Genomic DNA, 23,755 nt, shown 5'->3' with positions numbered 1-23,755 from the left:
TATACTATATAATCTTTAAATTAAAAATCTGTACAAATAAAAATACTTTATCAAAAATTTTAATATCTTTTTGATAAAGTATTTTTATATTTAGAACTAATTTTCATTTAAATATTCTTTAATCTTTTTAAGTACAAAAGTTTCTCTTTTCACCCATGGATTAATTTTTTCTCTTTGATTAAGTATATTTTCATTCTCTCTAATTACCTCATCTAAAGAAATCCATATAGGAGTAAAACCTAGCTCTTCCTCATACTTATCTAAATGTTGTTCTCCTCTTTCTTCAATAACACTGCAAAGATAATAATGAGAGGTCATTTCAAAAATTGTACAACCCATTCTCCTTCTTCTATCTCTTTCAATTAAAACTCCAAATTTTTCTTTAACTTCATTTAATATGTATCCTGTTTCTTCTTGAACTTCTCTTCTTAAGGTTTCCTCTGGAGTCTCCCCTTTTTCAACTCCGCCACCTGGGAACTTATAATCTCCTGTATTAGATTTTACCATAAGTATTTTATCACCCTGTAAAATAATTGCCCTTATGGCAACTCTATAAAACACCTTTTCATCTTTTCCAAACTCTTTCATCCCTAGAACTTTATTAAAATACATATCTTCACCCCTTTAATGAAATTAATATATCCATAAATACAAAAAAGAAGGGAGTTTATTCCCTAAACTCCCCTAATAATCATCTGCATTTTAATATTATAATTTTATTTTACATCTAAATACTTTATATGTAAATCAAATTTCCTTAGTTTATCTCTTTATATCTCGTATTTATGAATTATATAATTATCAAGAAGTCTTCTATTTAAATTTACTATTTTTTATGTTCTAATATTTAGCTTTAATTTAAAATTTCTTTGCAAGTGAAATAGCATTTTCTATACCTTCTTCTACCTTTCCCTCAACATTTACGCCAATAACATCTAAATTATCTATGGCAATAGTTTCTATATCCTTAATTCCAAAGAAACCTAATATAGTTCTTAAATATCTATCTCCCATTTCATATGGTGAATTATCATACCCACCACCTCTAGATACTATATGTACTGCCTTTTTGTTATTTAATAAACCAACTGGTCCTTCAGCAGTATATTTAAACGTAATTCCAGAAACACTTACATAGTCAATATAAGCTTTTAGTATAGCTGGAAAACTTAAATTCCACATAGGTGCTGCAATTATATATTTATCAGCATCAGCAAATTGATATGCATATTTTAATATTGAATTATTCTTACTTTCTTCATCTTTAGGTCCAAATAATTTTCCTAAATCATCAGCTCTTAAAAAGTCTATATTCTCTTTATATAAATCTAATGTTATTATTTCATCCTCTGGATTATTTTTCTTATACTCTTCTACAAAACTATCAGATACTTTAAAAGTTCTTGATTCTCCCTCATTTTTTATATTTGCTTTAACATATAATACTTTACTCATTGTATTCACTCCTTCTAATTTATATATAAATTATTAAAAATTCTCTGTTCCAAACTTATTGTTTCTAAAATCTTCATATGCATCAAGTATTTCTCCTAGTGTATTCATAACAAATGGTCCATGTGAAACAACCGGCTCATTTATTGGTTCTCCACTAAGAACTAAAAATAGTGACTCTTCAGTCAAAGACTCTAGTAAAATCTCTCCCTCAACATTATCAAATATGATAAAATCTCCTTCTTTACATATTTTATCTTCATTTACTTTAGCTTCACCTTTTAATATAAGAATTGCAGTATTAAAATTTTTTGGTTCACTTAATGTAGTATTACCATAATTCTTTAAATTTATATTATAAAGATTTATATGAGTAAAGGTATTAGCTGGCCCCTTTACCCCATTAACTTCCCCTGCAATTATACTTATTTCTCCTTTATCATTATCAAGTTTTAAAACTCCCATTTCTTCTTTTAATAAAGGTTGATATTTAGGTTCTATCATTTTTTTATCTTTAGGTAGATTCACCCAAAGTTGAACCATATGAAAGATACCACCATTCTTACTAAATTCAGCTTCATGATATTCTTTATGCATAATACCTGATGCTGCAGTCATCCACTGAACATCCCCTGGTCCTATAATCCCATGATTTCCTTTATTATCATGATGCTCAACCTTTCCATCATAAGCAATTGTTACTGTTTCAAATCCACGATGAGGATGAGCTCCAACGCCTAATCTAGTCTCTGATGGCTTAAAATAATATGGTTCATTATAATCTAATAATAAAAATGGTGATAAACGCTCCATACTTTTTATTCCTGTTGGTATATACTGAGATACTCTAAATCCATCCACAACCATATGTGGTTCTGGTCCTTTAAATATATTCTCTATAGTTCTGAATTTTTTCATTGCTTTGCCCCCTTTTTATCTAAAACAACTTTTATCACTAATTAGTGATAAATACCTAAAAATTTTTATTTTTTATTGATGACTATACATTTTTAAATTTTTTTAATATATTCTTCAATGTGATTTTCTCTTCATCGGTTAAAACTTCAAAAATATTTTTAATATTATTAATATGACTAGGTAAAATATTTTCTATAACCTTTCTACCTTCATCTGTCAATGATATTATACAAGATCTCTTATCTTCTGGATCTGCATTTTTTTTCACTAGTCCATCCTTTTCTAGATTTTTTATAACAACTGTTATATTTCCTGATGTTGTTAAGATTTTTTCAATTATTTCACATATTCTTAAGTCACCTTTATTGTATAGAACTTCCAAAACTCCAAATTGAGCTATGGTTAATCCACTTTCCTTGATTGTCTGAAATTCTTTTTTATGAATAGTATGCTCTGCTCTTGTAAAGACAACTAATGTTGATAATTCTAATTCATTTTCTTTAATTAAATCTTTTATATTATCCATGCTTTTAATTTATCACTAATTAGTGATATTGTCAACATTAAATATAATTATTTAAATAAAAAAGCTATATCAAACCAAGTAAAGATTTGATATAGCTTTCTCTTATAATCCGCAGTCTATTTCTACTTCATTTTCAAAATTATATTCTTCATTACCAAATACACCATTTAAGAAGTCTGGCATAAAGTATTTTTTACTCATTTTCTTTAATTGGTCTTTATCAACTATATTATGTCTATTTAAAATTTCTTTAGCTGATTTTATATTATTATTCATTGAAACTTGAATATCTCTAGCCTCTTCTGAATCTAATTTTCCATTTCCATGATATAAAAACTCTCTTAAGCTTATTAAAGAATCTCTAAATTCTTCATTTAATTTTTCTATAGTTTCAATATCCTCTCTAGAAAGTTCTCCTTCCCCTATAGCTTCCTTTGGCTCAGCATATAATTTATCTTCAATTAAGAAATAAACCTCTTCAGATGAATTCTCAAAAAGATTTCCTAATTCACTTACTTCATAAGCTGAAATATTTTCTATATTATCTAAGTTAAACTTATTTTTAAATTCTTCTACAGTAAATTTCTTTATTCTTAATTCTTTCATATATGTATATCTCCTTTTTGAATATTTTAAATCATTAAATAAATATTCTAATCTCTTATTAAAAATAATAAGTTTATTATATCATTATTAATCTAAAATAAGTACTTATATATATAATAATGCACAGCTTCTTATAATTAAAAATGTAAGAAGTTGTGCATTACTACTTGTTTTCAAATAAGTTTAAACCTTTAAAATTTAACTATTAAGCATATCTTTTATTCAGACTCTAATATTCTTGCAGAATCATTTGTTAGTTTAGTTAAAAAATTATATTCCTCTTCTCCAAGTATCTCTTTATAACGATTATGTAACTTTAATCTGTATTTTTTAATATCCTCTTGTATCTTTTCTCCACTCTCAGTTAGATATATATGAGATAATTTTCCCTCTGATCTTCTTTCCACCAATCCATTTATAACAAGTTTATCTATAAGTCTAGTTATTGTAGAAGGTTTCAAATGAAGTTCCTCACATAATTCTTTTTGAGTTATTCCTGGTTTAAATTTTACCCCAAGAAGTATATATACATATGTTGGAGACATTCCTAATGGTTTTAATTCATCTTCAGCTATTTTAGCTGCTATTTTTTTTAATCTGGTTACAGTAAAAAACAAGCACTGGCAAAAATTTTCTTCAAGCATTATATCAGTCCTAACCTCTTAAAATTTTGTCTATATATTATATTAAATATAAATTTTAAAATTTGCAACTGAGTTCATTCCATTATTTTCAAATAAATAAGGTTTTACTACCCTAATATTTAATAATGTATCTATAAAATATAAAAGATTATTTTCTATATTAAAATAAGTATTTATACCAAGTTAAATTATAAAATATAAAAAGTTGATTTCTATAAAACATAAAAATCAACTTTAAAAAAACTATATTTATTGTATATTCTTATTTAATAAGTAATTGCTCTTTTGCATGAACAAGAGTAGTAAGTAAGTCATTATATGGTGTATTTATATTAAACTCTTTACCTTTTCTTGATACATAACCATTTATATAATCTATTTCTGTAAGACGATGATTTTGTATTAAATCTTGATGCATTGATGGATAGTGAGCGCCAGCTTGGCTTGGATCATATATTGCCTCTATTCCCCTTGCAACCTCTTCAACATCTAACTTTACTCCATATTTAGATGCAACATCAGCAAATTCTTTTATGATATTACGTATAAGCTCTGGAGCTTCTTTTAATTCACCAAATTCTTTAATATTACAATCTAAAATTGTACATCCACTATTTAAAGTTCCATTTACACATGCTTTACGCCATATTGAAAATAATACATTTTCACTATAGTGAGCTTTTAATCCAGCATTACTTAATATATCACAAATTTCTTTTGCCTCTTTTTCCATACTTGGATCAATATTTTGAACTTCTAGGCTTCCGCTTCCTGTTAATACAACATGTCCTGGTCCTTTTAACCCAGCTGTCCATAAAGTTACTCCCATAAGTATGTTTTTGTTATCAACATATTTTGCTACAGTTTCATTATGTCCTAATCCATTTAATAAGCATAATACTTTTGTATTTTTTCCTAATATACCTTTTATAGATTCTAACATTGGTTCTAATCCCATAGATTTAGTAAATAATATTATTAACTCTGGAATTTCTTTAGCATCTTGAGGTAGCATTGCTGGTATCTTTACTTTTTTAATTTCTCCATTTTCCTCAACAGTTAATCCCTCTTTGTTTATAGTATCTACATGATCCTTCCACCCATCTATTAGCATAACTTCATTTCCAGCTTCATGTAACATATATCCATAACGTGAGCCCATTGCTCCTGCTCCAACAATTGCGATTTTCATTTAAATCAACTCTCCTCTATTATCTTTTTTGTAAATTAAATATATTTAAAAATATTTTCATCATATAAATGTATAACTTTTCTACAGAACCATTCAATAATAAATGCTCCTACAAAAGGTATTACAAAGAATGCCATTATTACTCCAAATATAGCATTTGTAGCCCCTGGAGTATTTATAGCCGCTAAAGGTCCAACTAATCCAACTATACCAAATCCTGCACTATTAGGTGTACCTAATATATTAAATAAATAAGCTCCTATTCCACTTAGTATTCCATTTGCTATTATTGGAACTGCTATTATTGGGTATTTTACTAGGTTTGGCATCATCATTTTCATAGCTCCTAATAATACTGATAAAGTAACTCCACTTTGATTTACTCTTCTTGATCCTGCAACTAAAACTGCTGTACAAGCAGTAACTCCTATGGCAGCTGCCCCAGCTCCTAAGCCAGTTATTCCAATAGCTATACCTATTGCCACAGTTGAAATTGGTGAAATAATTAATATTGAGAATGAAACACTTATTAAAATACACATTAATAATGGCTGTAAAGTAGTAAAGTTATTCATTATATCTCCAATTACTATGGTAATTTGTCTTACATAAGGTAACATAAATATTCCTATTATACCAACTCCAGCGCCAGCTATAATAGGTAGTAATAATATAGTTAAAGATCCTAATTTATTTCCTATTAATCTAATAACAAATACAGCTATACAAGAAACTAACATTATATTTATTAAGTCTCCAATACCAACCATTTGTACTCCTGCTTCAGTAACCTTAAATGCCCCTGAACCTAAGAATACTGCTGCTCCAACTATAACTGATTGCATAGCATTTAATTCAAACTGTAATCCAACTAAGACTCCCACAAGCACAGGTACTATAAACTGCATAATATTCACGGCATTATAAAAAGTAGAAAATATAGGTGAAACCCCTATTAGCCCTTTAAAAATTGATCCTAATATTGCATTAGGAATTAACCCTACAACTATCCCTGTTGCAGTTCCTGCCAAAACTTTATTTAAATAATCTTTTGGTGTTAACTTATCTTTCTTTGAAACATTCTTTTGTGTCATCTCTCTCTTCTTCCTATTATAAAATTTTTTGTTAGTTAAAATCTATAACAATACAAAATTCATTAAATATTATTTCTCTAAAAATATTTATTATTCAAAGTCTTTGTTTATTTTTTGTCATTTATATTTTTATAGATTCTCATGTCAAACTCCACTTTTTTATAAATTACTAGTAATTTTTTTAAAATTAATTGTTTTAATGTATAAATACATACAAATTTAAGTTCATTTGTATGTACAACTAATTTTTTCTGCTATAAATATATCATAATATAAATATAAATTGCAATATATTTAAGACATAAAAGTTAAAAATATAACAAATTATTTTACAAAATTCACATTTTAAAAATATTTTCTGAACTTTATATAATATAATAAACAAATCACTAAATTTAAAATAAAAATATAATTATATAAAATTTTTAATAATCCACACTACCTATTTAAATCTAATATATTTTATGAAAAGAATATGATTTATTAATAGATCTCACTACCCATTGGATAATTATAGTAAATAGTGATATAATAATATCTATAAACTAAGACTTTAAGAAAGGCGAAGGTAGTTTCAACAATGGAAATATAATCTATTTTTCAAATTTTAATTACAACAAAAAGTATTTAATTTTAGCTTTAAAAATGATTTATTTTAAGCTTTTTTTGTTGTATTTAACTTTATGGAGAGTAGATTATAGTGAGATAGGTATATTTTTGACTTTTTATGACTATATATACTCTCCTGTAATTTATAGGAGGGATTTTTTTATGTCTTTAGCAAGATTAAATAAAGTAAAAAAATATTATGGAGATAAATTAATTCTAGATATAGATAAACTAGAAATTTTAGATGAAGATAGAATCGGATTAGTTGGAGTTAATGGTGCTGGTAAAACTACACTTATTAAATCTTTATTAGGTCAAATTCCTATTGATGAAGGAAATGTATCTCTAACTAAAAGCTTTGCTTATATAAGTCAAAGTGAAAATTCTAATGAAGAAACTTTAAATAATAATTTTAAGAATGTATTCAATGCTCCTTTTGAATACCATGAGTTTTTATCAGGTGGAGAAAAGGTTAAATTTAAAATAGCTAAAGCTCTAGGTGAAAATAAACATTTAATTATTGCTGATGAGCCTACTGCTAATTTAGATGAAAACAGCATTGAAACTCTTGAAAACATGCTAAAAAACTATAATGGTGCATTACTTCTAGTATCACATGATAGAAGATTTCTAGATTCATTATGTAACACTATTATTGAAATTGAAGATGGAAAAATAAAAACTTATAAAGGAAATTTCTCTAAATATCTAGAGCTAAAAACTTTAGAGAGGCAAAGAGCTGAAATTGAGTATAATTCTTATATAAATGAAAAAAAGCATCTTGAAAATGCTATCCTTAATAAGCGAAACTTAAAAGATAGTCTTCGAAAAACACCTAAAAGAATGGGTAATTCTGAAGCTAGATTACACAAAATGGGGCCTCAAAGAGCAAAGAAAAATCTAGATAATAATATAAAGGCCTTAAGAAGTAGAATTGATCATCTTGACATTAAGGAAAAGCCTAAAACAATAAAAGAGATTAAAATTAGAGTTCAAGATAATTTAAAAATAGCTTCTAAAAATCTTATAGAAGCTAAAGATTTCACATTATTTGCAGGTAATAAGCTTCTACTTAAAGATATTAAATTTAAAATAAAGAATGGTAAGAAAGTAGCACTTATTGGTGATAATGGTTGTGGTAAAAGTACATTGCTAAAAAATATTATTTCAAAAGAAGACAATATAAAAGTTTTAGATAATGTTGTTATAGGCTACTTTGATCAATCTCAAAAGATATTAAAAGATGATGAATCAATACTAAAAAATATTCTTAAAGATTGTTCTTATGATGAAAATTTTGTGAGAATAAATCTAGATGGTTTTGGTTTTAAAGGAGATGATGTATTTAAGAAAGTCTCTTCCTTAAGTGGTGGTGAAAAAGTAAAAATAGCACTTTGTAAAATATTATTATCTGATAATAACTTAATAATATTGGACGAACCTACAAACTATCTTGACATAAAATCTATGGAATCTCTAGAGACTGCATTGATTAATTGTAATAAAACATTAATTGTAGTTTCTCATGATAGAAACTTTATTTCTAATGTATGCGATTATATTTTAGAGATAGATAACAATTTAATTCATGAATTTTCTGGCACCTATGATGAATATATAAAATTTAAGAAAAAACCTAAGTTAGATCATAAAGAAAGAGCTAATAAAGATAGTCTTCTTCTCTTAGAAAACAGACTTTCTAATGTAATATCGCTCCTTTCAATAGAACCTGACAACAATAAAAAAAGTTTATTAGAAAATGAATATTATAATTTACTTAAAGAATTAAAAAACTTAAGAAAAAGATTAAGTTAAATCTAGAAAACTCTGTAGAAACAAATATTCACTTAAAGCAGAACTATTAACTTAAATCTATAAAAATAACCTTAACAAAATTAAATTGTTAAGGTTATTTTGTGGTGTTTTATAATAAAATTATTTTATTATCTCTAAAATTTCTTCTATTTTTTTGCTTCCAAAGTAAACATCTTTATTGTTTACTATTAGAGCTGGTACACTCATTATTTTAAATTCATCTTTTATATCTTTAAAATTAGCTAAATCAATCATTTCAGCTTCTATATTTTTATTTTCTTTTGCTATTCTTTGTGCACTAACTACAACATCAGGGCATAAATGACATGATAGTGATACACAAACCTTAATATTAGTCTTTTTATCTAATTTCTTTATTTCATCAAGTACTCCTTCATCAATACCTTGACCTGGACCACCTAAGTTATATATAGCTAAAATAAATGAATTTAACTCATGTCCTCCTGGAACACCATGAAACTTAATTCCACTATAATTTTCATTTTCGTCTAAAAGTGCAACTATTGGATATTTATCAGCATTTATCTTCTCTTCAACCTCTTTATTTTCGCCTCTATTAAATATCTTAGCATTAATTTTTTCTCCTAAATCTGATATATCTAATACTAAGTCTCTAAGTTCTATAGATTTTGTATTACTTCTATCAACTATAGAAACTAAAGTTACTTCATTTTCTATTTTGCTTAAAATTCCTTTTAGTTGAGCTCTTAATACATCATTTAATAGGGAACTTTTTCTTGATATATTTCCCAAATCATTATTTTCATCACTATTTTTTTCTTCTTGGATATTTTCCTCTTCTTCTAAATATTCATCTTCTATACCAAGCTTTTCTTTTAGCTCTTTAACGTATCTCTCTGCTGTAGTGGCAGCAATAGCTCCATCTGATACAGCTGTAACTATTTGTCTTAAAGATTTTGGACGTAAATCTCCAGCAACATAAACCCCATTAATATTAGTTTCCATATCTTCATTAGTTATAATATATCCTTGCTTGTCTAACTCTAAAATATCTTTAAACAATTCACTTTTAGGGGCATAACCAACGAATACAAATATTCCAAAGGCTCCATCCTCTTTTTTTGCTCTGTATTCAAAAATTTCTCCTGTTACATTATTCTTGAACTTAGCATAGTTTACCATGTCTTTGCCCTTAGCTTCAATTATTTCAGTATTAAATTTCACCTCAATTTTAGGGTTAGAAAGAACCTTATCTGCTATAGATTTTGCACAAGTAAATTCTGGTTCTCTAGCTATTACAGTTACCTTTGATGCAAATCTAGTTAAGAATATTGCTTCCTCAGCCGCTGCAAAACCAGCTCCTATTACAAATACCTCTAATCCTTCAAAAAACTGACCATCACAAGTTGCACAATATGCAACTCCTCTTCCTGTAAATTCTTCTTCCCCTTTAAATCCAAGTTGTCTAGGTGCTGCCCCAGTAGCAATTATTACAGATCTTCCCTGAACTAAACCTTTGTCAGTTTTTATTTCCTTAATATCTCCCTCTAAACTTACTTCAAGGACTTCTCCATTCATAAACTTAACTTTAAAATCCTCTGCCTGAGCTCTCATTTCACTCATAAGTTTAGGACCATTTGTATTTCTAGATCCAGGATAATTAGATATGTCGAAGGTTTTATTGACTTGTCCTCCTAATTCTCCCTTTTCTATTATCAAGGTATTCATCTTAGCTCTTCCGGCATATATACCTGCTGAAAGTCCTGCAGGCCCTCCCCCAATAATAACCAAATCATATATTTTACTCATAAATTTACGTCTCCTCCTTAGTCCTTACTATTCAAAATATTTTTAAACTATCTACTTTGAAATAACTTAAAAATGTTTTAATTTCAATTAATTAACTAAAAAACTATATAAAATAAATTCTTATTACCTAAGCATTTAATCTTTAATAAATTTTATAAAACACCTAAATATAAAATAATTTTTATACAAACTATATATTAATTTAATAAAAGAGTGGTAATTAAGCCACTCTTTTATTTATTTTTATTAAAGTTTTCCTATTAAATCTAAACTTGGTGCTAATGTTTCTTCACCTGGTTTCCATTTAGCTGGACAAACTTGATCTCCATGTTCTGCAACAAACTGAGCTGCTTGAACCTTTCTTAATAATTCTTCAGCATTTCTTCCAATTCCGTTATCATGGATTTCATATGCTTTTATCTCTCCTTCTGGGTTAATTACGAAAGATCCTCTTAAAGCTAATCCTTCTTCTTCTATCATAACTTCAAAATCTCTTGCTAATTTTCCTGTTGGATCTGCTAACATTGGATATTTAATCTTTCCTATAGTATCTGAAGCATCTGCCCATGCTTTATGAACAAAGTGAGTATCTGTTGATATTGAGTAAACTTCACATCCTATTTCTTTAAAGCTTTCATAATTGTCTGCTAACTCTCCTAACTCAGTTGGACAAACAAAAGTAAAGTCTGCTGGATAGAATACGAATACTGACCAGTGTCCTTTTAAATCCTCTGATGTAACTTCTTTAAATTCTCCATTTTGATATGATTGCACTTTAAAATCTGAAACTTTTTTGTTTATTAATGACATTTGCACTTCCTCCTTGATATTTATTTTCAATTGATTCTATTTATCATTTATTTCTTATAATCAATAATAATTATTATTTAATAAAAAGTCAATACTTTTTAGAAAAATTTTTATATTATTTTTATCATGTGTGTGCAATCACATTCAGATATTTTATTATGTTTTAAACTAAGGTTGTAGATTTTCACAAAAGAAATTTAATAAGGAGGGTACTTATGAATAAAGAAATTAAACTAAGAAATGATATTTACTCAGTAGGAGTAATTGACAATAGACCTGTTCCATTTCACAGATTAATATTAGAAAAAGGAACTACATACAATAGTTATTTATTAAAAACTAGAAAGCCAACAGTTATTGATACTGTAGATTTAATATATACAAAAGATTTTTTAAATAATTTAAAAGAGATTATTGATTTAAAAGATATAAGTTACATAGTTATTAATCATACAGAACCAGATCATTCAGGTGCATTAGGTGGACTAGCTAGACAAGCTATTAATGCTAAAATAGTTTGCAGTGAAAAAGCCGTATATCATCTAAAAGAATTATATAAATTACATGATAGAGATTTTATAGTAGTAAATGATGGGGATACCCTTGATATAGGAGGAAAAACATTATTATTTAAAATGACTCCTTATCTTCACACTGAGGAAACAATGATTACATATGATGTGGAAGATAAAATATTATTTCCTTGTGATATTTTTAGTACTCATCTTACTGCCAAGGAACATTTCTCAAGTAAATCAAATGAAGATATTACAGAGGACTTTTTAACTTACTATAAACTTATAATGGAACCACATAGAAAATACATTAGACCACTGATTGATATATTAAAAGATTTAGATATAGAAGTTATTGCTCCATCACATGGTTATATACTAGATGAAAATATTCAATCATATATTGATATATATGATAAATATAGTAAAGAAACTAAAAAAGGGAAAAAAGCTACTATAGTTTACACTACAATGAGAAATGCAACAAAAAAAATAGCTGAAAAATTCAAATCTGAATTAGAAAATGAGGATATTGAAGTTTATATATTTAATGCAGATAAAAGTACTAAAGAAGATATATTAGCTTCAATAAAAGAATCAGATTCAATACTATTTGGTACTTCAACTAAATATGGAGATTTAATAGGTTCTATTGAAGATATATTAAAAGAATTACCTAAATTAGATTTAAGCAATAAACTTTTAGGTGCTTTTGGTTCATTTGGATGGAGTGGTGAACCTATAGAAATAATTCAGGATTACTTAAACTCTACAAATGGTAATGTTTTAAATACTTCATCAATAATAAAATCTACTGGTATGATTGATGTTCATTTCCCAGTAAGAATTAGATTCTCACTAAATGAAGAATCAGAAAAAGAAGTTGTAAGAGCTGCTGATTATATCAGTTCAATAATATAATCGTTAAATTTTAGGAGGAATTAATTATGAAAAAATTTATATGTGATGTTTGTGGATACATTTATGATCCAGCTGTAGGAGATCCTGATAATGGTGTGGAACCTGGAACTGAATTTAAGGATATACCTGATGATTGGGTTTGCCCTCTTTGTGGAGTAGATAAATCTCAATTCTCTGAAACTGAATAATATTATATTAGTAAAAAGCCTAATAAATCATATAGATTTATTAGGCTTTTTACTTTACTCTGCTAAATCTAATAAAGCTTCTATATCCTTAATTATAATTGCCTTATTTCCATGTAAATTTATTATTCCTGTTTTATCAAATTTAGATAGTTTCCTACTTACAGTTTCTCTAGTAACACCACAGTAGTTTGCCATTTGTTCTCTATTAAGTGGTAACTTTACATATATTCCTTCTTCCTTTTCAATTCCATATCTATTCATAAATTCTACCAACACTGATGCTATTCTCACTTCTACATCCTTAGTTGCTAAATTTTGTGCTAAATTCTCTGCTAAGTTTATTCTATTAGCCATCTCTTCTATTATTTTTATTGATATTTCTGGATTTTCTAAAAGTATTTTATCTAAACTTTTTTTATTTAATACACACATCTTACCTGAAGTTATTGCATAAGCTGAAAAATTACTAATATTACTATTAACAAAAAGATTATTTTCTCCAAAGAAATCTCCTTTGGATAATAGATATACTATTTGTTCTTTTCCTTCTTTAGTAATTTTACATATTTTCACTTCTCCCTCTCTAATTAAAAAAAGCTTGTCTGATATTTCACCTTCCCTACATAATGTATCATTTTCATCAAATTCCTTATGTTCTGTCATATGGACTATTTTGAATAGTTCCTCATCTGATAATGATGAGAAAATAGCTATATTCCTAGCACATGGTCCTTTATCTAATGCACAATTACATAATCTAATCACAAATTTATACGCTCCTTTTATCTTTTGGTATTTCATATCAATTTTAACAAATGCTATTAATAACTATCAATATATCATAAGTTTTTAAAAATATAAGCATATAATATTATTAAAAACAAAAGTAGTTAATTCTTAAGAATTAACTACTTTTTATAACATTTTAAATCCAAATTTTTAATATACTAAGTGTTATTATATTAAAATCTAAAAAATAATTATTAAAACTCTTCTTTTCCAAAGAATTCAAAATTAATATTATCTTCTTTAACGCCTAAATCTTTTAAACTATTTCTTATACTTTTCATAAATAAAGTTGGACCACAAAAGAAAAATTCTCCATTTAAAGGCAAGTTATTTTTTATCCATTCTTTTGTTATAAATCCCTCTTCATCAAAATCTTTACCTTTTATATCACTTTCTAATGGCTCACTAAATATCTTTATTTCCTTAAAATTCTTTACTTTTTTAATTCCTTGAACATCTGAATTTAAAGCTAGATTATCTGAGTTTAATACAGCTTCCACAAAGTATACATCTCTGCTTTGTTCCTTAGCTCCATATAGCATTGATAAAATAGGTGTTATTCCTATACCTCCTGATAGTAAAACTAAAGGCTTATTACTATCTTCTGTTAATGTAAAATTCCCAAATGGAGGCATTGCTAATATTGTATCACCTACATTAATAGATTCATGAAAATATCCACTTACCTTTCCATTAGGCACCCTTTTTATTGTTAATCTATAATAATTCTTTTTGGGATCACCTGATAAACTATATCTTCTCATTTCTTTTTTTATAACTTCATCATCAGTTTCTATTTTAAGAGGTAAAAATTGACCACATTTATATTCTTTTAATGGTTTACCATCAGTAGCTCTTAGGTAAAATGATTTTATATCCTTTGCCTCTTCTTCTATTTTAAATATTTCTAATTGTCTAAATCCATTCCAAACATTTTCCATATTATCACCTCATTACACTTATCATAAGTTTATAATTATTAAATAAGTAACAATATATGACTTAAATTAATACTTAATGAAACTTCATATATTGTTACTTACAGTTAAACCTATAATTTTAAATTTATATTTTTATATAAATTTAATAGAGTAAGTAGAAACTAATTTATATTTGTACATCGAAATTCTTAATTTATAGGTTTTATATATTACTTTAGGGTTTTATAAAAATAAAAACGAAAATTATAAGTTTATTTAAATATTATATATATAAAGCTATTAATATGTGTTTATATGCTATTAATATTAACATCTTAGTCTTTACTTCTCTATTATAGATTTATTATATCTACAATAATTGCTACGAAATATGACTGGCATCACATTTAAAAATTATATTTACCCAAAACAAGTCTTTGACTTTAATAATATACTATCCAAATATAAAAATACTAATTCTTCTATACTTATTGGGATTTTTAAAATTACATATATTATAATTTCTAATAAATCTAATACTAATTAATATTTTTAGACATAATTTATTTAATAATTAAACATAATAAAATAACATATCTATTAATTCTAAGGAGGTTTTAATAATGGAAAAATTTGTATGTGATGTTTGCGGATATATTTATGATCCAGTTGTAGGAGATCCTGATAATGGTGTGGCTCCTGGTACCAAATTTAAAGATATTCCAGATACTTGGGTATGTCCACTTTGTAAACTAGATAAAACTCATTTTTCTAAAGTTGAATAATTTAGAAGTGTATATAAAACCTTATAATACACTCCTAAACTAAGACAGTATATCTAATTAGTTCTATTATAAAAATCAAAAGTTTTATAAAGATTATTATCTATTTAAAGGCTATATTTTAAAGTAAATTTGATTAAAGCTATAAACCACTTATTAATAACTAAATCATTAAGTGAAGTCTAAAATCAAATCAGACTTAAAAATATAGCCTTGTTAAAATATTTTCAACTTACTAATATATAATACCCTTTTAACTATTCAGCTAAGCTAAATAAAGCTTCTTTGTCCTTAACAATAAGACCCTTATTCCCCTGTAACCTTATTATTCCTAACTTATCAAATTTTGAAAGTCTTCTACTTACAGTTTCTCTTGTTATACCACAATAATTTGCTATCTGTTCTCTATTCAGAGGTAAACTTATGTATATTCCTTCTTTATTCTTCTCACCATACTTATCCATAAATTCTATTAATACAGTGGCTAATCTTGCTTCTACATCCCTAGTAGCTAAAGTTTGTGCCAAATTCTCAGCAGAATTTATTCTATCTGCCATCTCTTGTATTATTTTTAATGATATCTCTGGATTTTTTATGAGTATTTTTTCTAAATTCTCCTTTTTTAAAATACATAACTTTGCATCTGTTATTGCATAAGCTGAAAAGTTACTAATATTATTACTAGTAAAAAGATTATTTTCTCCAAAGAAATCACCTTTAGATAATACGTAAACTATCTGTTCTTTTCCCTCTTTAGTTATTTTGCATATCTTTACTCTTCCTTCTCTAATTAAGAAAAGCTTATCTGATTTTTCTCCTTCTCTGCATAAAACATCATTTTCTTTAAAACTTTTATGTTCAGTCATATTAACTATTTTTAACAACTCTTCATTGGATAATGTTGAGAAAATAGATATATTTTTAGCACAAGGTTCTTTACATGACCCACATGTACATGTTTTTTCCATTTATATCTTCCTCCTTACTCTTTTATTTATCCTTTTTCTTTATTTAATATTCTACTATAAAACTTAACATTTAATAAAAAAAGAAACATCAGAACTAGTCTATGTTTCTTTTTAATTTACAATTTATAAAATTATTTCATTTTCTAATCTCCAAAATACTAATATTAAAAACCAAAGATCAATATCATAATAAAATAAAACATAAATGGCATTAATCCTATAAAAGTAAGGCTTATACTCCACTTCATATTACCGTAACTTTTTTCATGATTATACTTTTTAATAAATAATATTAAAATCAATATATAATTAATCAATGATGATATAAATAATATTGGAGATACTACAAAACTAAATCCAACTAAATAAGACATTATTTCACGAGGAAGTATTTTTAAAAACTCTAAAATTATAATTAATATACTTAATAATCCTAAAAAAGCGATTATTTTTGAAAAAACTAAATTTAATTTAAACTCAAAGCTCATAAATACCTCCTTAGAAAAAATATTAAATAACTAAAACATCTTTCTGTGTAAATTAATCATTAAACACAATCTATTTTCTTTATTTAAAAATATCATATTCAGAAAATGTTTTCAATATTTTTGCTTCTCATATATAATTATAATAATGTTTATAACTATTAATATCTTGGGAATAATATATTGTTTTCTTTGTGTATATGTATAAATAAATCTTTTTCTAAGTCATGTAAATAATCATATAATAATTTAAAACTTATGCATCCCCACTCTGGAACTTTATAATCATCAGTTACTTCTGCTAATTCTTTTAATATATCACCAGCAGCTTCATGTTCCTTAACTATGATTCTTATATCCTCTTCTATTTCTTTCTTTTCTTCTTTATCCTTTGCTTGGTCATACTTAATCATTAATGGGAATAAAATATTCTCTTCTTTAAGTAAATGTTCTTCTAATTCACATTTTAGCTTTCCAAAAAGGCTATGAACTTTCATTAAAAGTTCTGGATCATGTGAAAAATGTACTCTAAATACCTTAACCATCAATGGATCTATTTCTTTTAATAATTTAAAAGTCTCTGCATGATGAGTTTCAACTATATGATTAATTAGTTCTTCTGAAGATTTTTCTCTCCAATCTACATATTGAGAGTTTTCAAATTTAAACTCTTTGAATTCTTTGTTTAAATCTTCAACAAATTTATCAACATCAATACCTTTTTCTTTAAGTGCTAATTCTAAACTCTTACTTCCACCACAACAATAGTCTAATTCCATATCATTAAATTTCTTAACAACTACTGGATAAACAGTAACAACTTCTCCTAAACTATAGTCTTTTCTAATTAATTTTTCCATAGTGCTTTCCTCCTAATTTTTAATCACACATTTATAACAAACTATTTTTGCTAGTGTTGATTTTTACATAGAACTTTAAGTTAATCTTAATAATAAAGTAATAAAAATACTTTAATAAACTAAATTTCATCTAAAGAACCAGCTAAAATCAACATTCAACCGAAATATAATCTTAAACTATTTTTCTATACATTCTTTTGGAGTAAATGGACAATATCCTATGTCATCACATTTCTCTCTCATATTCTCCCAAAGTTTTTCATCTTTTATGGCCTCTAAAGCTGTTGGATATAAAATATAATTTTCTTTAAATATATGATCCTTAAGTTCAAAACAAATTTCTTTAGATAAAGATTGAAGATTATCTTTAAAGTCTTCAAAATCAAGATATTCAACTACTTTTATTAATTCCTTTAATCTTCTCTTTTTCTCTCTTAATTGATCGTGTTCTAATCTCATTATTCTTGTTGGACCAGTAATCTCTCTCTTTTCTAACTCTGGAAATAATACATCTTCTTCTCTTTTATGGTGAAGCTCTGCATCTAAAATACCTTGTACTATTTCTAAAGCCTTTGAAAATTCTACCTTTTCTTTATTATACTTATCCATTTTTACTATTTTACTAGTAACTACTTCAAGCTCTTCCAATAATCCTAATATTTTTGTATGCTCTTCAACTAAAGTATCTAAGACATGTCCCCTTGATATATTACTTTTTAACTTTTCAAGTTCATCCTTAAGTATTTCCATATGTATATCACATAAATGTCTTAATTCACTAGGCTCCATTCCATCATCTATTAAGCTTTGCTCTGCAATTGATAATTCTAAGGGATCAATTGACTTTACAATATCTAATCCTTCTTCTCTTAATTCTTTAGTTATACCTTCTTTATTTATTCTTCTTAAAAAGTCAGTTAACCTTTTGATTCTTTCATAATCAATAACCTTTGCTTGTCCATTTTTTAATATTACTTTTTTATTTTCCATATATAAATTTCAATAGCATAATAAATTTATGCTAACTACTTCCTCCTATAAATAAAAATTTCTTATTATTTATTTGGCTTGTTGCCTCTCTCTTATGATGCTATTATAATTTCAAAGTGCTTATCTTAAATATGACCGGGGTCACATTAGAAAAATTAAATAAAAAAAACTGTAGAATATTTAATCTACAGTTTTACCTTTTATTTTCGTCCATACGTAATAAATAATGATGGAACCTTCAAAAATGATTTTCTTAAATTATTCACTTTAAAAAATTCTGATATTTTTGATTGAATTTTTATATAATTCTCTGCATAAACTTTGTTAATACTCCTATTCATAATTTTAGTATTCAATACTATTATCAATTTCTTTTAATATTTCTACAATATTATTTAAATCATATTGTTCATCTAAATTTGTGAAAAAATACATTTTTCGGTAGTTATTAGATAGTTTATCATTGTTCGAAACTATATTTGATAATACTAAATCATAATTTTTGTTTTTATTATATATTTCTATATTTATATCAAATTTTTTTCTTAGATAATCATTTAAGTTAATAATTTTAGGTATTAAAACTAAATCTTCATTATATGATAATATACCTATAGTTATTGAATTTTTAGTTTTTCCATTTATATAACTTAAAGTAATAATTATTACAAATTTAAAGAACTCATCATTTGTCTTATCATACCCATCTAAATTATGTAATTTCAACAATAAATTTTCAACAAATTTTATCCTAGAGTGATTTGAAAATTTGTTTAAGTAATATTTCCTTGTTATATAGTCATTTGAATAAAAAATTCCTTTAAAGAAATAAAACCTATAACATATACTTAATATATTTTCTTTTAAAATATTATTTATATGTATAGGATATACATATAATTGATTAATTTCATTAATTATAAAATCATATATTTTATAAGATTTACTATTTTTAAACTCGTAATTTTTGTAAATAAAATCACTAGGTAAAATATTAAAACTTAATAAGAAACATGTTGTTATATAAGCTAAGTATTGATTTAAACTTTTATTCAAATAAATTTCTTCAAAAAATTTTCTAAAATCTAAGAATAATATATTATTATTTAAGCTTTCTAAAATTTCTTTATGAAGATTAATAAATTTGTAATCCTTTTTTAAAAAAGAAAATCCTTTATTAATAGTAAATAACCATACACTTAACCGATATTTTTGTTTTGAATTTAAAGAAATATTAAATTTTTCATAAAAAAAACAACTAAATTATTACATAAAAAACTTTCATCATTTAAAATCACTCCAGTATTTATAAAAAGCAAATAAAAAAAATATATAATTTGAATCGGTGAGCCTATAAATTTAAATTTTTTTATACATATATCAAAGTTATGTAAAATGTTATTACATTCAATAATATTTTTATTTAAAGTAGACTTACTAATATTCAATTCATTACATATTTTTATAGTACTTAACATGGATGAATTTTTTTCAAATAAATATTTAAGAAGTTTAAACTTTAAGGAATTTTCTATTAATTTTGATGTTAATTTATCTAAATTAAAATGTTTATCACATTTTAATAAAACATAATTTTTAGTACATATTATCTGAGTATTTTTACAATTATTACTCTTTAATAAGAATTCGATTTCCTTTATATATGATCTTAATGTAGGGAATGAAATATTTAAATTGTTACACAGATCATTTTTAGATATTTTCCCATTATTAAAACAAATTTTTTTTAATATACTTAACTGAATTCTTTTTGACCTTTCTAATAATTCTTCTTTAAACATTTATACTCCTTTCATATTTAATCTTATCTAATTACAAAAAAATTTAGGATATTATATATAATTTTTTGTAACCAAATTTATAAAAGATTAAGGCTATTAGTCTAAGAGAGCTTATTTTAGATTAAGATATAATATCTTATATCTTAGAATGAAAAGAGCAAATCAAATTATTAATTTTTGATTCGCTCTTTTCAATTTATTTTAAATAACATTTAATATATTTAAATTAAGTATTTTATATCTTTTTATTTAAAGCCTTACTCTTAAAATAAAAACTTAAACTTAATGTAATTAATATTGTTCCTATAAGTAAGAACGGATACACTCCGATGCCACCAGATGACGGAAGTTTATATATTTTAGCATTTTTAATAAAAATAGTTTGTCCATTTACATTAGCAAGTGCTTGTACATCCTTATCATTATCTATAACAACAATATTATCTTTAAAATGGAATAATATTTCTTTTCCACTTACAGTGTATCCCTTTGGTGCCTCAGTCTCTTGAATAAGATATTTATATTCTTGTCCTGAATTAAGATTATCCCATTCAATTCTCCCTTCATCATTGGATACTTTTTCACTTATTAAATAATAATTAACACCATTTCTTACCAGATTTTTATTATTTTTATAATTTTCATCATTAGTATAAAGTGAAAATTTTGCTCCACTTAGCTTTATTCCTGGATTTATTGCATCTACTTTATCTATGTATACAGCTGATTTCAACTTTTTATTTTTTATACGAATAATCTCTTGATTATTCCACTTTTCTACATCATTACTTTTTAATTTCTCCCAAGGAATTGTTACTACACCAGTATTATCAACTACAATTGGTCCGATATTTTCCTTAATTGATTCATATCCATTTGGAGCAAGAACTTCCTTTAAATAGTAAGTACCTGGTTCAATCTCTTTAAATTCTATTTCTCCTTTATCATCAGTTTCTTTTACTAAAGGTTTAAAATTTTTATCATTAGCTTTATTTAATTCAAATTTTGCTCCACTTAAAAATTTAGCATCAGATTCTAACTTTGAATCATCAGTTTTCTTTATACGTATACTATTAGGTATATTGCTTACAGTGATAAATTCTACTTCATTTTCATCTTGTATAGCCTTTCCATTCTTAACCTTAAAATTAATAAAATCTTTAGACAAAATATATCCCTTTGGTGGGGTTATTTCTTTTAACTTATACTCACCTTCTGGTAAATACCCAAGACTTACCTCCCCATTTTCTTTTGTTGTAAAAGAGCCTAATTTTTCATTTATAGAATTATAAAGTTCAAATTCTGAATTAGCTAATGGCTTTGATGTTTCACTTGATATCTTCTTTAATTTAACTTCTATTGATGGTCTTTTTCCACTAACAGAAGGTATTACAAAGTCACGAAAAATATTTGGTTCTTTATTATTAGGGTTTAAAACAGTTCTTTTATTAGCTTGATACCAAAAATCCCCATTAAAGTCAGGGTTGCTTGTATTTAATCTTACTTTATAATTTAATTCAACCCATTCATTTTCACCTAAATTTAGTCCTGTAAGAACTATCTGTCTATTTTTTTCGTTATATCCTACTTTTACACCTTCTAATAACTTATTATTAGATGCCGTTAACTTATAATCCTCATTATTAAATTCTCCATTTTTAACAATATAAACCATATCACCCATAGGATCTATAACAGTACCATCATTTATTGAATTCTTTATTTTATCAATAATTTTATTAATAATCTCATCAATATCATCAACACTATCATTAACAAAAGCTTCAGCAGGACTAGAAGAAATTGATTCTAAGAATTTTTTTATTTCTGGAAGTTCAGCGACACCTTCAGCATTATAATATTTTCTGTAATCATCCCATTTATATACCTCTTTTTTAAGTTCTATCCCAATAGTGTAAATACTAATGTCCGGATTCTCCTTTTTAATATTCTCTGCTTCTAAAGTAGTTGGAAAACCATTATTCAATATTGCTTCATTTTTATTTGTTGAACGATTTAAAGCAGAATATACTTCTTCTCTAGAATATATATACGGCTTTTGAGTTTTAGTATTAAAAAAGTATGATGTCCCAAATCCACGTACACCAATACCATTATATTGAGTGTTATAATCAAAAATAGCTTTTTCATTTCCCCCAAACTCTTTTAAAAGAAAAGAAAATGTTGGTAACCCATCAGTAAGATGAATAATAATTTTTTCATCAGCATCACTATTTTTCAAAAGTTCTATTGCTTTCAATAATCCTTCTTGAGTAAATGTTCCCCCTACATAACCATTATTTCTCTGATTTGGAACAGTAGCAGGTATTTTATTATAAATCTCTTGAATATTACTAGTAAAATTTAGATAACACTGGTTACTTGTATAACCTTTATAAACTGTATATTGATTATCCCCTATAGATCTATCAATTAAATGATAATACCTTCCATCTAAAATTGTTGAGGCATACGTAACAAGTGCATAACGTGTATTATTAGTATTTAGCTTATCCATAACATTTTTAATTTGTTCTTTAATCTTTATTGCACGATTATTTGTTGTCATAGAATTTGAATTGTCTAAAAGGAAAACCACATCTTTTTTTAAAGATTGATTTTTTTTCCCTTGAATCTTTAGATTAATGTCAAATACATTATCTTCATCTGTTGTATAAGATTTCTTTGTCAAAAAACCTTCATTATATTCTAATGGTTGATTCTTACCATATACACTTTTGTTTATTTTATTTTTATTACTTACATTTCCATACTCCCAATATTCTGGCCATGTACCTTTATTATTATCAGTAGTGTACTTAATACTACTTTTATTGTTTAATATTTCATTATTGAAATTATTATACATTTCTGAATTTAATACTTTTTCAACAGACATGCTATGAGAATTTTCTTCTGCTTTTATTAAATTAGTAGGCAATAAAATACTTAAAAATACAACTGTCATTATTAAACTTATAATTGACGTTAATTTTTTCGTAGTTATACCCTTACTATTCATAAATTAAATCACCTCCATATTTACTCCACGTAATAGTGAAAGTATAAACAAAATAG

23 protein-coding genes are annotated in these 23,755 nt (G+C 25.4%); 4 read left to right on the top strand and 19 right to left on the bottom strand.

What is annotated here, in order from left to right:
- Positions 1–96: 96 nt before the first annotated feature.
- The 8 genes from GOM42_RS04310 to GOM42_RS04275 all read right to left on the bottom strand — a co-directional run bounded on the left by GOM42_RS04310 (position 97) and on the right by GOM42_RS04275 (position 6,432).
- Positions 97–612 (bottom strand): NUDIX domain-containing protein, encoded by a 516-nt coding sequence (locus GOM42_RS04310; protein ID WP_003466481.1) that lies wholly within the window; start codon positions 610–612, stop codon positions 97–99.
- A gap of 246 nt (positions 613–858) precedes the next feature.
- Positions 859–1,455 carry an FMN-dependent NADH-azoreductase gene (locus GOM42_RS04305; protein ID WP_078233445.1) on the bottom strand — a complete coding sequence of 199 codons (597 nt, stop codon included), beginning with the start codon at positions 1,453–1,455 and terminating at the stop codon, positions 859–861.
- Between the two features lie 33 nt (positions 1,456–1,488).
- Positions 1,489–2,370: a pirin family protein gene (locus GOM42_RS04300; protein WP_110077320.1), complete on the bottom strand. Its 882-nt coding sequence runs from the start codon at positions 2,368–2,370 to the stop codon at positions 1,489–1,491.
- Positions 2,371–2,452: 82 nt separating this feature from the next.
- The gene (locus GOM42_RS04295; protein WP_003468852.1) at positions 2,453–2,896 is read right to left on the bottom strand and encodes a MarR family transcriptional regulator; all 444 of its coding nucleotides are present in this window, start codon (positions 2,894–2,896) and stop codon (positions 2,453–2,455) included.
- Positions 2,897–2,998: 102 nt separating this feature from the next.
- Positions 2,999–3,502, bottom strand: coding sequence for a hypothetical protein (locus tag GOM42_RS04290; protein WP_003468836.1), 504 nt, complete (start codon positions 3,500–3,502; stop codon positions 2,999–3,001).
- Between the two features lie 218 nt (positions 3,503–3,720).
- On the bottom strand, positions 3,721–4,146 hold the full coding sequence (locus GOM42_RS04285; RefSeq protein ID WP_003461590.1) for a MarR family transcriptional regulator: 426 nt from the start codon (positions 4,144–4,146) through the stop codon (positions 3,721–3,723).
- A 262-nt stretch (positions 4,147–4,408) separates the two neighbouring features.
- Complete coding sequence (locus GOM42_RS04280; protein WP_003468868.1) at positions 4,409–5,338, bottom strand: 2-dehydropantoate 2-reductase; 930 nt, start codon at positions 5,336–5,338, stop codon at positions 4,409–4,411.
- A gap of 35 nt (positions 5,339–5,373) precedes the next feature.
- The gene (locus GOM42_RS04275) at positions 5,374–6,432 is read right to left on the bottom strand and encodes a PTS sugar transporter subunit IIC (protein ID WP_078233444.1); all 1,059 of its coding nucleotides are present in this window, start codon (positions 6,430–6,432) and stop codon (positions 5,374–5,376) included.
- 771 nt (positions 6,433–7,203) lie between these two features.
- On the opposite strand from GOM42_RS04275, the gene cplR reads away from it, so the two are divergent.
- A complete protein-coding gene (gene cplR, locus GOM42_RS04270) occupies positions 7,204–8,856 on the top strand; it encodes an ABC-F type ribosomal protection protein CplR (protein WP_078233443.1) in 1,653 nt (550 codons plus the stop codon).
- A 120-nt stretch (positions 8,857–8,976) separates the two neighbouring features.
- Here the strand turns inward: cplR and GOM42_RS04265 are convergent, their stop codons facing one another.
- Together GOM42_RS04265 and ahpC are read right to left on the bottom strand one after the other, a co-directional pair.
- The gene (locus GOM42_RS04265) at positions 8,977–10,647 is read right to left on the bottom strand and encodes an FAD-dependent oxidoreductase (protein WP_011010029.1); all 1,671 of its coding nucleotides are present in this window, start codon (positions 10,645–10,647) and stop codon (positions 8,977–8,979) included.
- 246 nt (positions 10,648–10,893) lie between these two features.
- The gene (gene ahpC / locus GOM42_RS04260) at positions 10,894–11,457 is read right to left on the bottom strand and encodes an alkyl hydroperoxide reductase subunit C (RefSeq protein ID WP_003477110.1); all 564 of its coding nucleotides are present in this window, start codon (positions 11,455–11,457) and stop codon (positions 10,894–10,896) included.
- Between the two features lie 215 nt (positions 11,458–11,672).
- Here ahpC and GOM42_RS04255 point away from each other — a divergent pair, with 215 nt between their 5' ends.
- Together GOM42_RS04255 and rd (GOM42_RS04250) are read left to right on the top strand one after the other, a co-directional pair.
- Complete coding sequence (locus tag GOM42_RS04255) at positions 11,673–12,893, top strand: FprA family A-type flavoprotein (RefSeq protein ID WP_003455843.1); 1,221 nt, start codon at positions 11,673–11,675, stop codon at positions 12,891–12,893.
- 26 nt (positions 12,894–12,919) lie between these two features.
- Entirely contained in the window at positions 12,920–13,081 is a 162-nt protein-coding gene (rd, locus tag GOM42_RS04250) for a rubredoxin (RefSeq protein ID WP_003452884.1), read from the top strand.
- Positions 13,082–13,135: 54 nt separating this feature from the next.
- Here the strand turns inward: rd (GOM42_RS04250) and GOM42_RS04245 are convergent, their stop codons facing one another.
- Both GOM42_RS04245 and GOM42_RS04240 read right to left on the bottom strand, forming a co-directional pair.
- Complete coding sequence (locus GOM42_RS04245; RefSeq protein ID WP_078233442.1) at positions 13,136–13,846, bottom strand: Crp/Fnr family transcriptional regulator; 711 nt, start codon at positions 13,844–13,846, stop codon at positions 13,136–13,138.
- Positions 13,847–14,064: 218 nt separating this feature from the next.
- Positions 14,065–14,811, bottom strand: a complete 747-nt coding sequence (locus GOM42_RS04240; RefSeq protein WP_003455848.1) for an FAD-binding oxidoreductase — start codon at positions 14,809–14,811, stop codon at positions 14,065–14,067.
- 602 nt (positions 14,812–15,413) lie between these two features.
- On the opposite strand from GOM42_RS04240, the gene rd (GOM42_RS04235) reads away from it, so the two are divergent.
- On the top strand, positions 15,414–15,575 hold the full coding sequence (gene rd, locus GOM42_RS04235) for a rubredoxin (protein ID WP_003455740.1): 162 nt from the start codon (positions 15,414–15,416) through the stop codon (positions 15,573–15,575).
- A gap of 254 nt (positions 15,576–15,829) precedes the next feature.
- Here the strand turns inward: rd (GOM42_RS04235) and GOM42_RS04230 are convergent, their stop codons facing one another.
- From GOM42_RS04230 to GOM42_RS04200, 7 genes are all read right to left on the bottom strand, one after another.
- A complete protein-coding gene (locus GOM42_RS04230) occupies positions 15,830–16,540 on the bottom strand; it encodes a Crp/Fnr family transcriptional regulator (protein ID WP_110077319.1) in 711 nt (236 codons plus the stop codon).
- Between the two features lie 164 nt (positions 16,541–16,704).
- Positions 16,705–17,028, bottom strand: a complete 324-nt coding sequence (locus tag GOM42_RS04225; protein ID WP_003455722.1) for a hypothetical protein — start codon at positions 17,026–17,028, stop codon at positions 16,705–16,707.
- A 158-nt stretch (positions 17,029–17,186) separates the two neighbouring features.
- A complete protein-coding gene (gene ric, locus GOM42_RS04220; protein WP_078233441.1) occupies positions 17,187–17,885 on the bottom strand; it encodes an iron-sulfur cluster repair di-iron protein in 699 nt (232 codons plus the stop codon).
- A 177-nt stretch (positions 17,886–18,062) separates the two neighbouring features.
- Positions 18,063–18,875, bottom strand: coding sequence for a DUF438 domain-containing protein (locus GOM42_RS04215; RefSeq protein ID WP_078233440.1), 813 nt, complete (start codon positions 18,873–18,875; stop codon positions 18,063–18,065).
- A 345-nt stretch (positions 18,876–19,220) separates the two neighbouring features.
- Complete coding sequence (locus tag GOM42_RS04210; protein ID WP_252597713.1) at positions 19,221–19,931, bottom strand: hypothetical protein; 711 nt, start codon at positions 19,929–19,931, stop codon at positions 19,221–19,223.
- A 167-nt stretch (positions 19,932–20,098) separates the two neighbouring features.
- Positions 20,099–20,677, bottom strand: a complete 579-nt coding sequence (locus GOM42_RS04205) for a helix-turn-helix domain-containing protein (RefSeq protein WP_243447921.1) — start codon at positions 20,675–20,677, stop codon at positions 20,099–20,101.
- Positions 20,678–20,912: 235 nt separating this feature from the next.
- Positions 20,913–23,699 carry a SpaA isopeptide-forming pilin-related protein gene (locus tag GOM42_RS04200; protein ID WP_252597712.1) on the bottom strand — a complete coding sequence of 929 codons (2,787 nt, stop codon included), beginning with the start codon at positions 23,697–23,699 and terminating at the stop codon, positions 20,913–20,915.
- Positions 23,700–23,755: the final 56 nt, after the last annotated feature.

The sequence above is a fragment of the Clostridium sp. 16K-1-R1 genome, from assembly GCF_023921145.1.
Taxonomy (GTDB): domain Bacteria; phylum Bacillota; class Clostridia; order Clostridiales; family Clostridiaceae; genus Sarcina; species Sarcina perfringens.
Note: the sequence above shows the minus strand (reverse complement) of the source record. Positions and strands in the feature narration are given on the sequence as shown.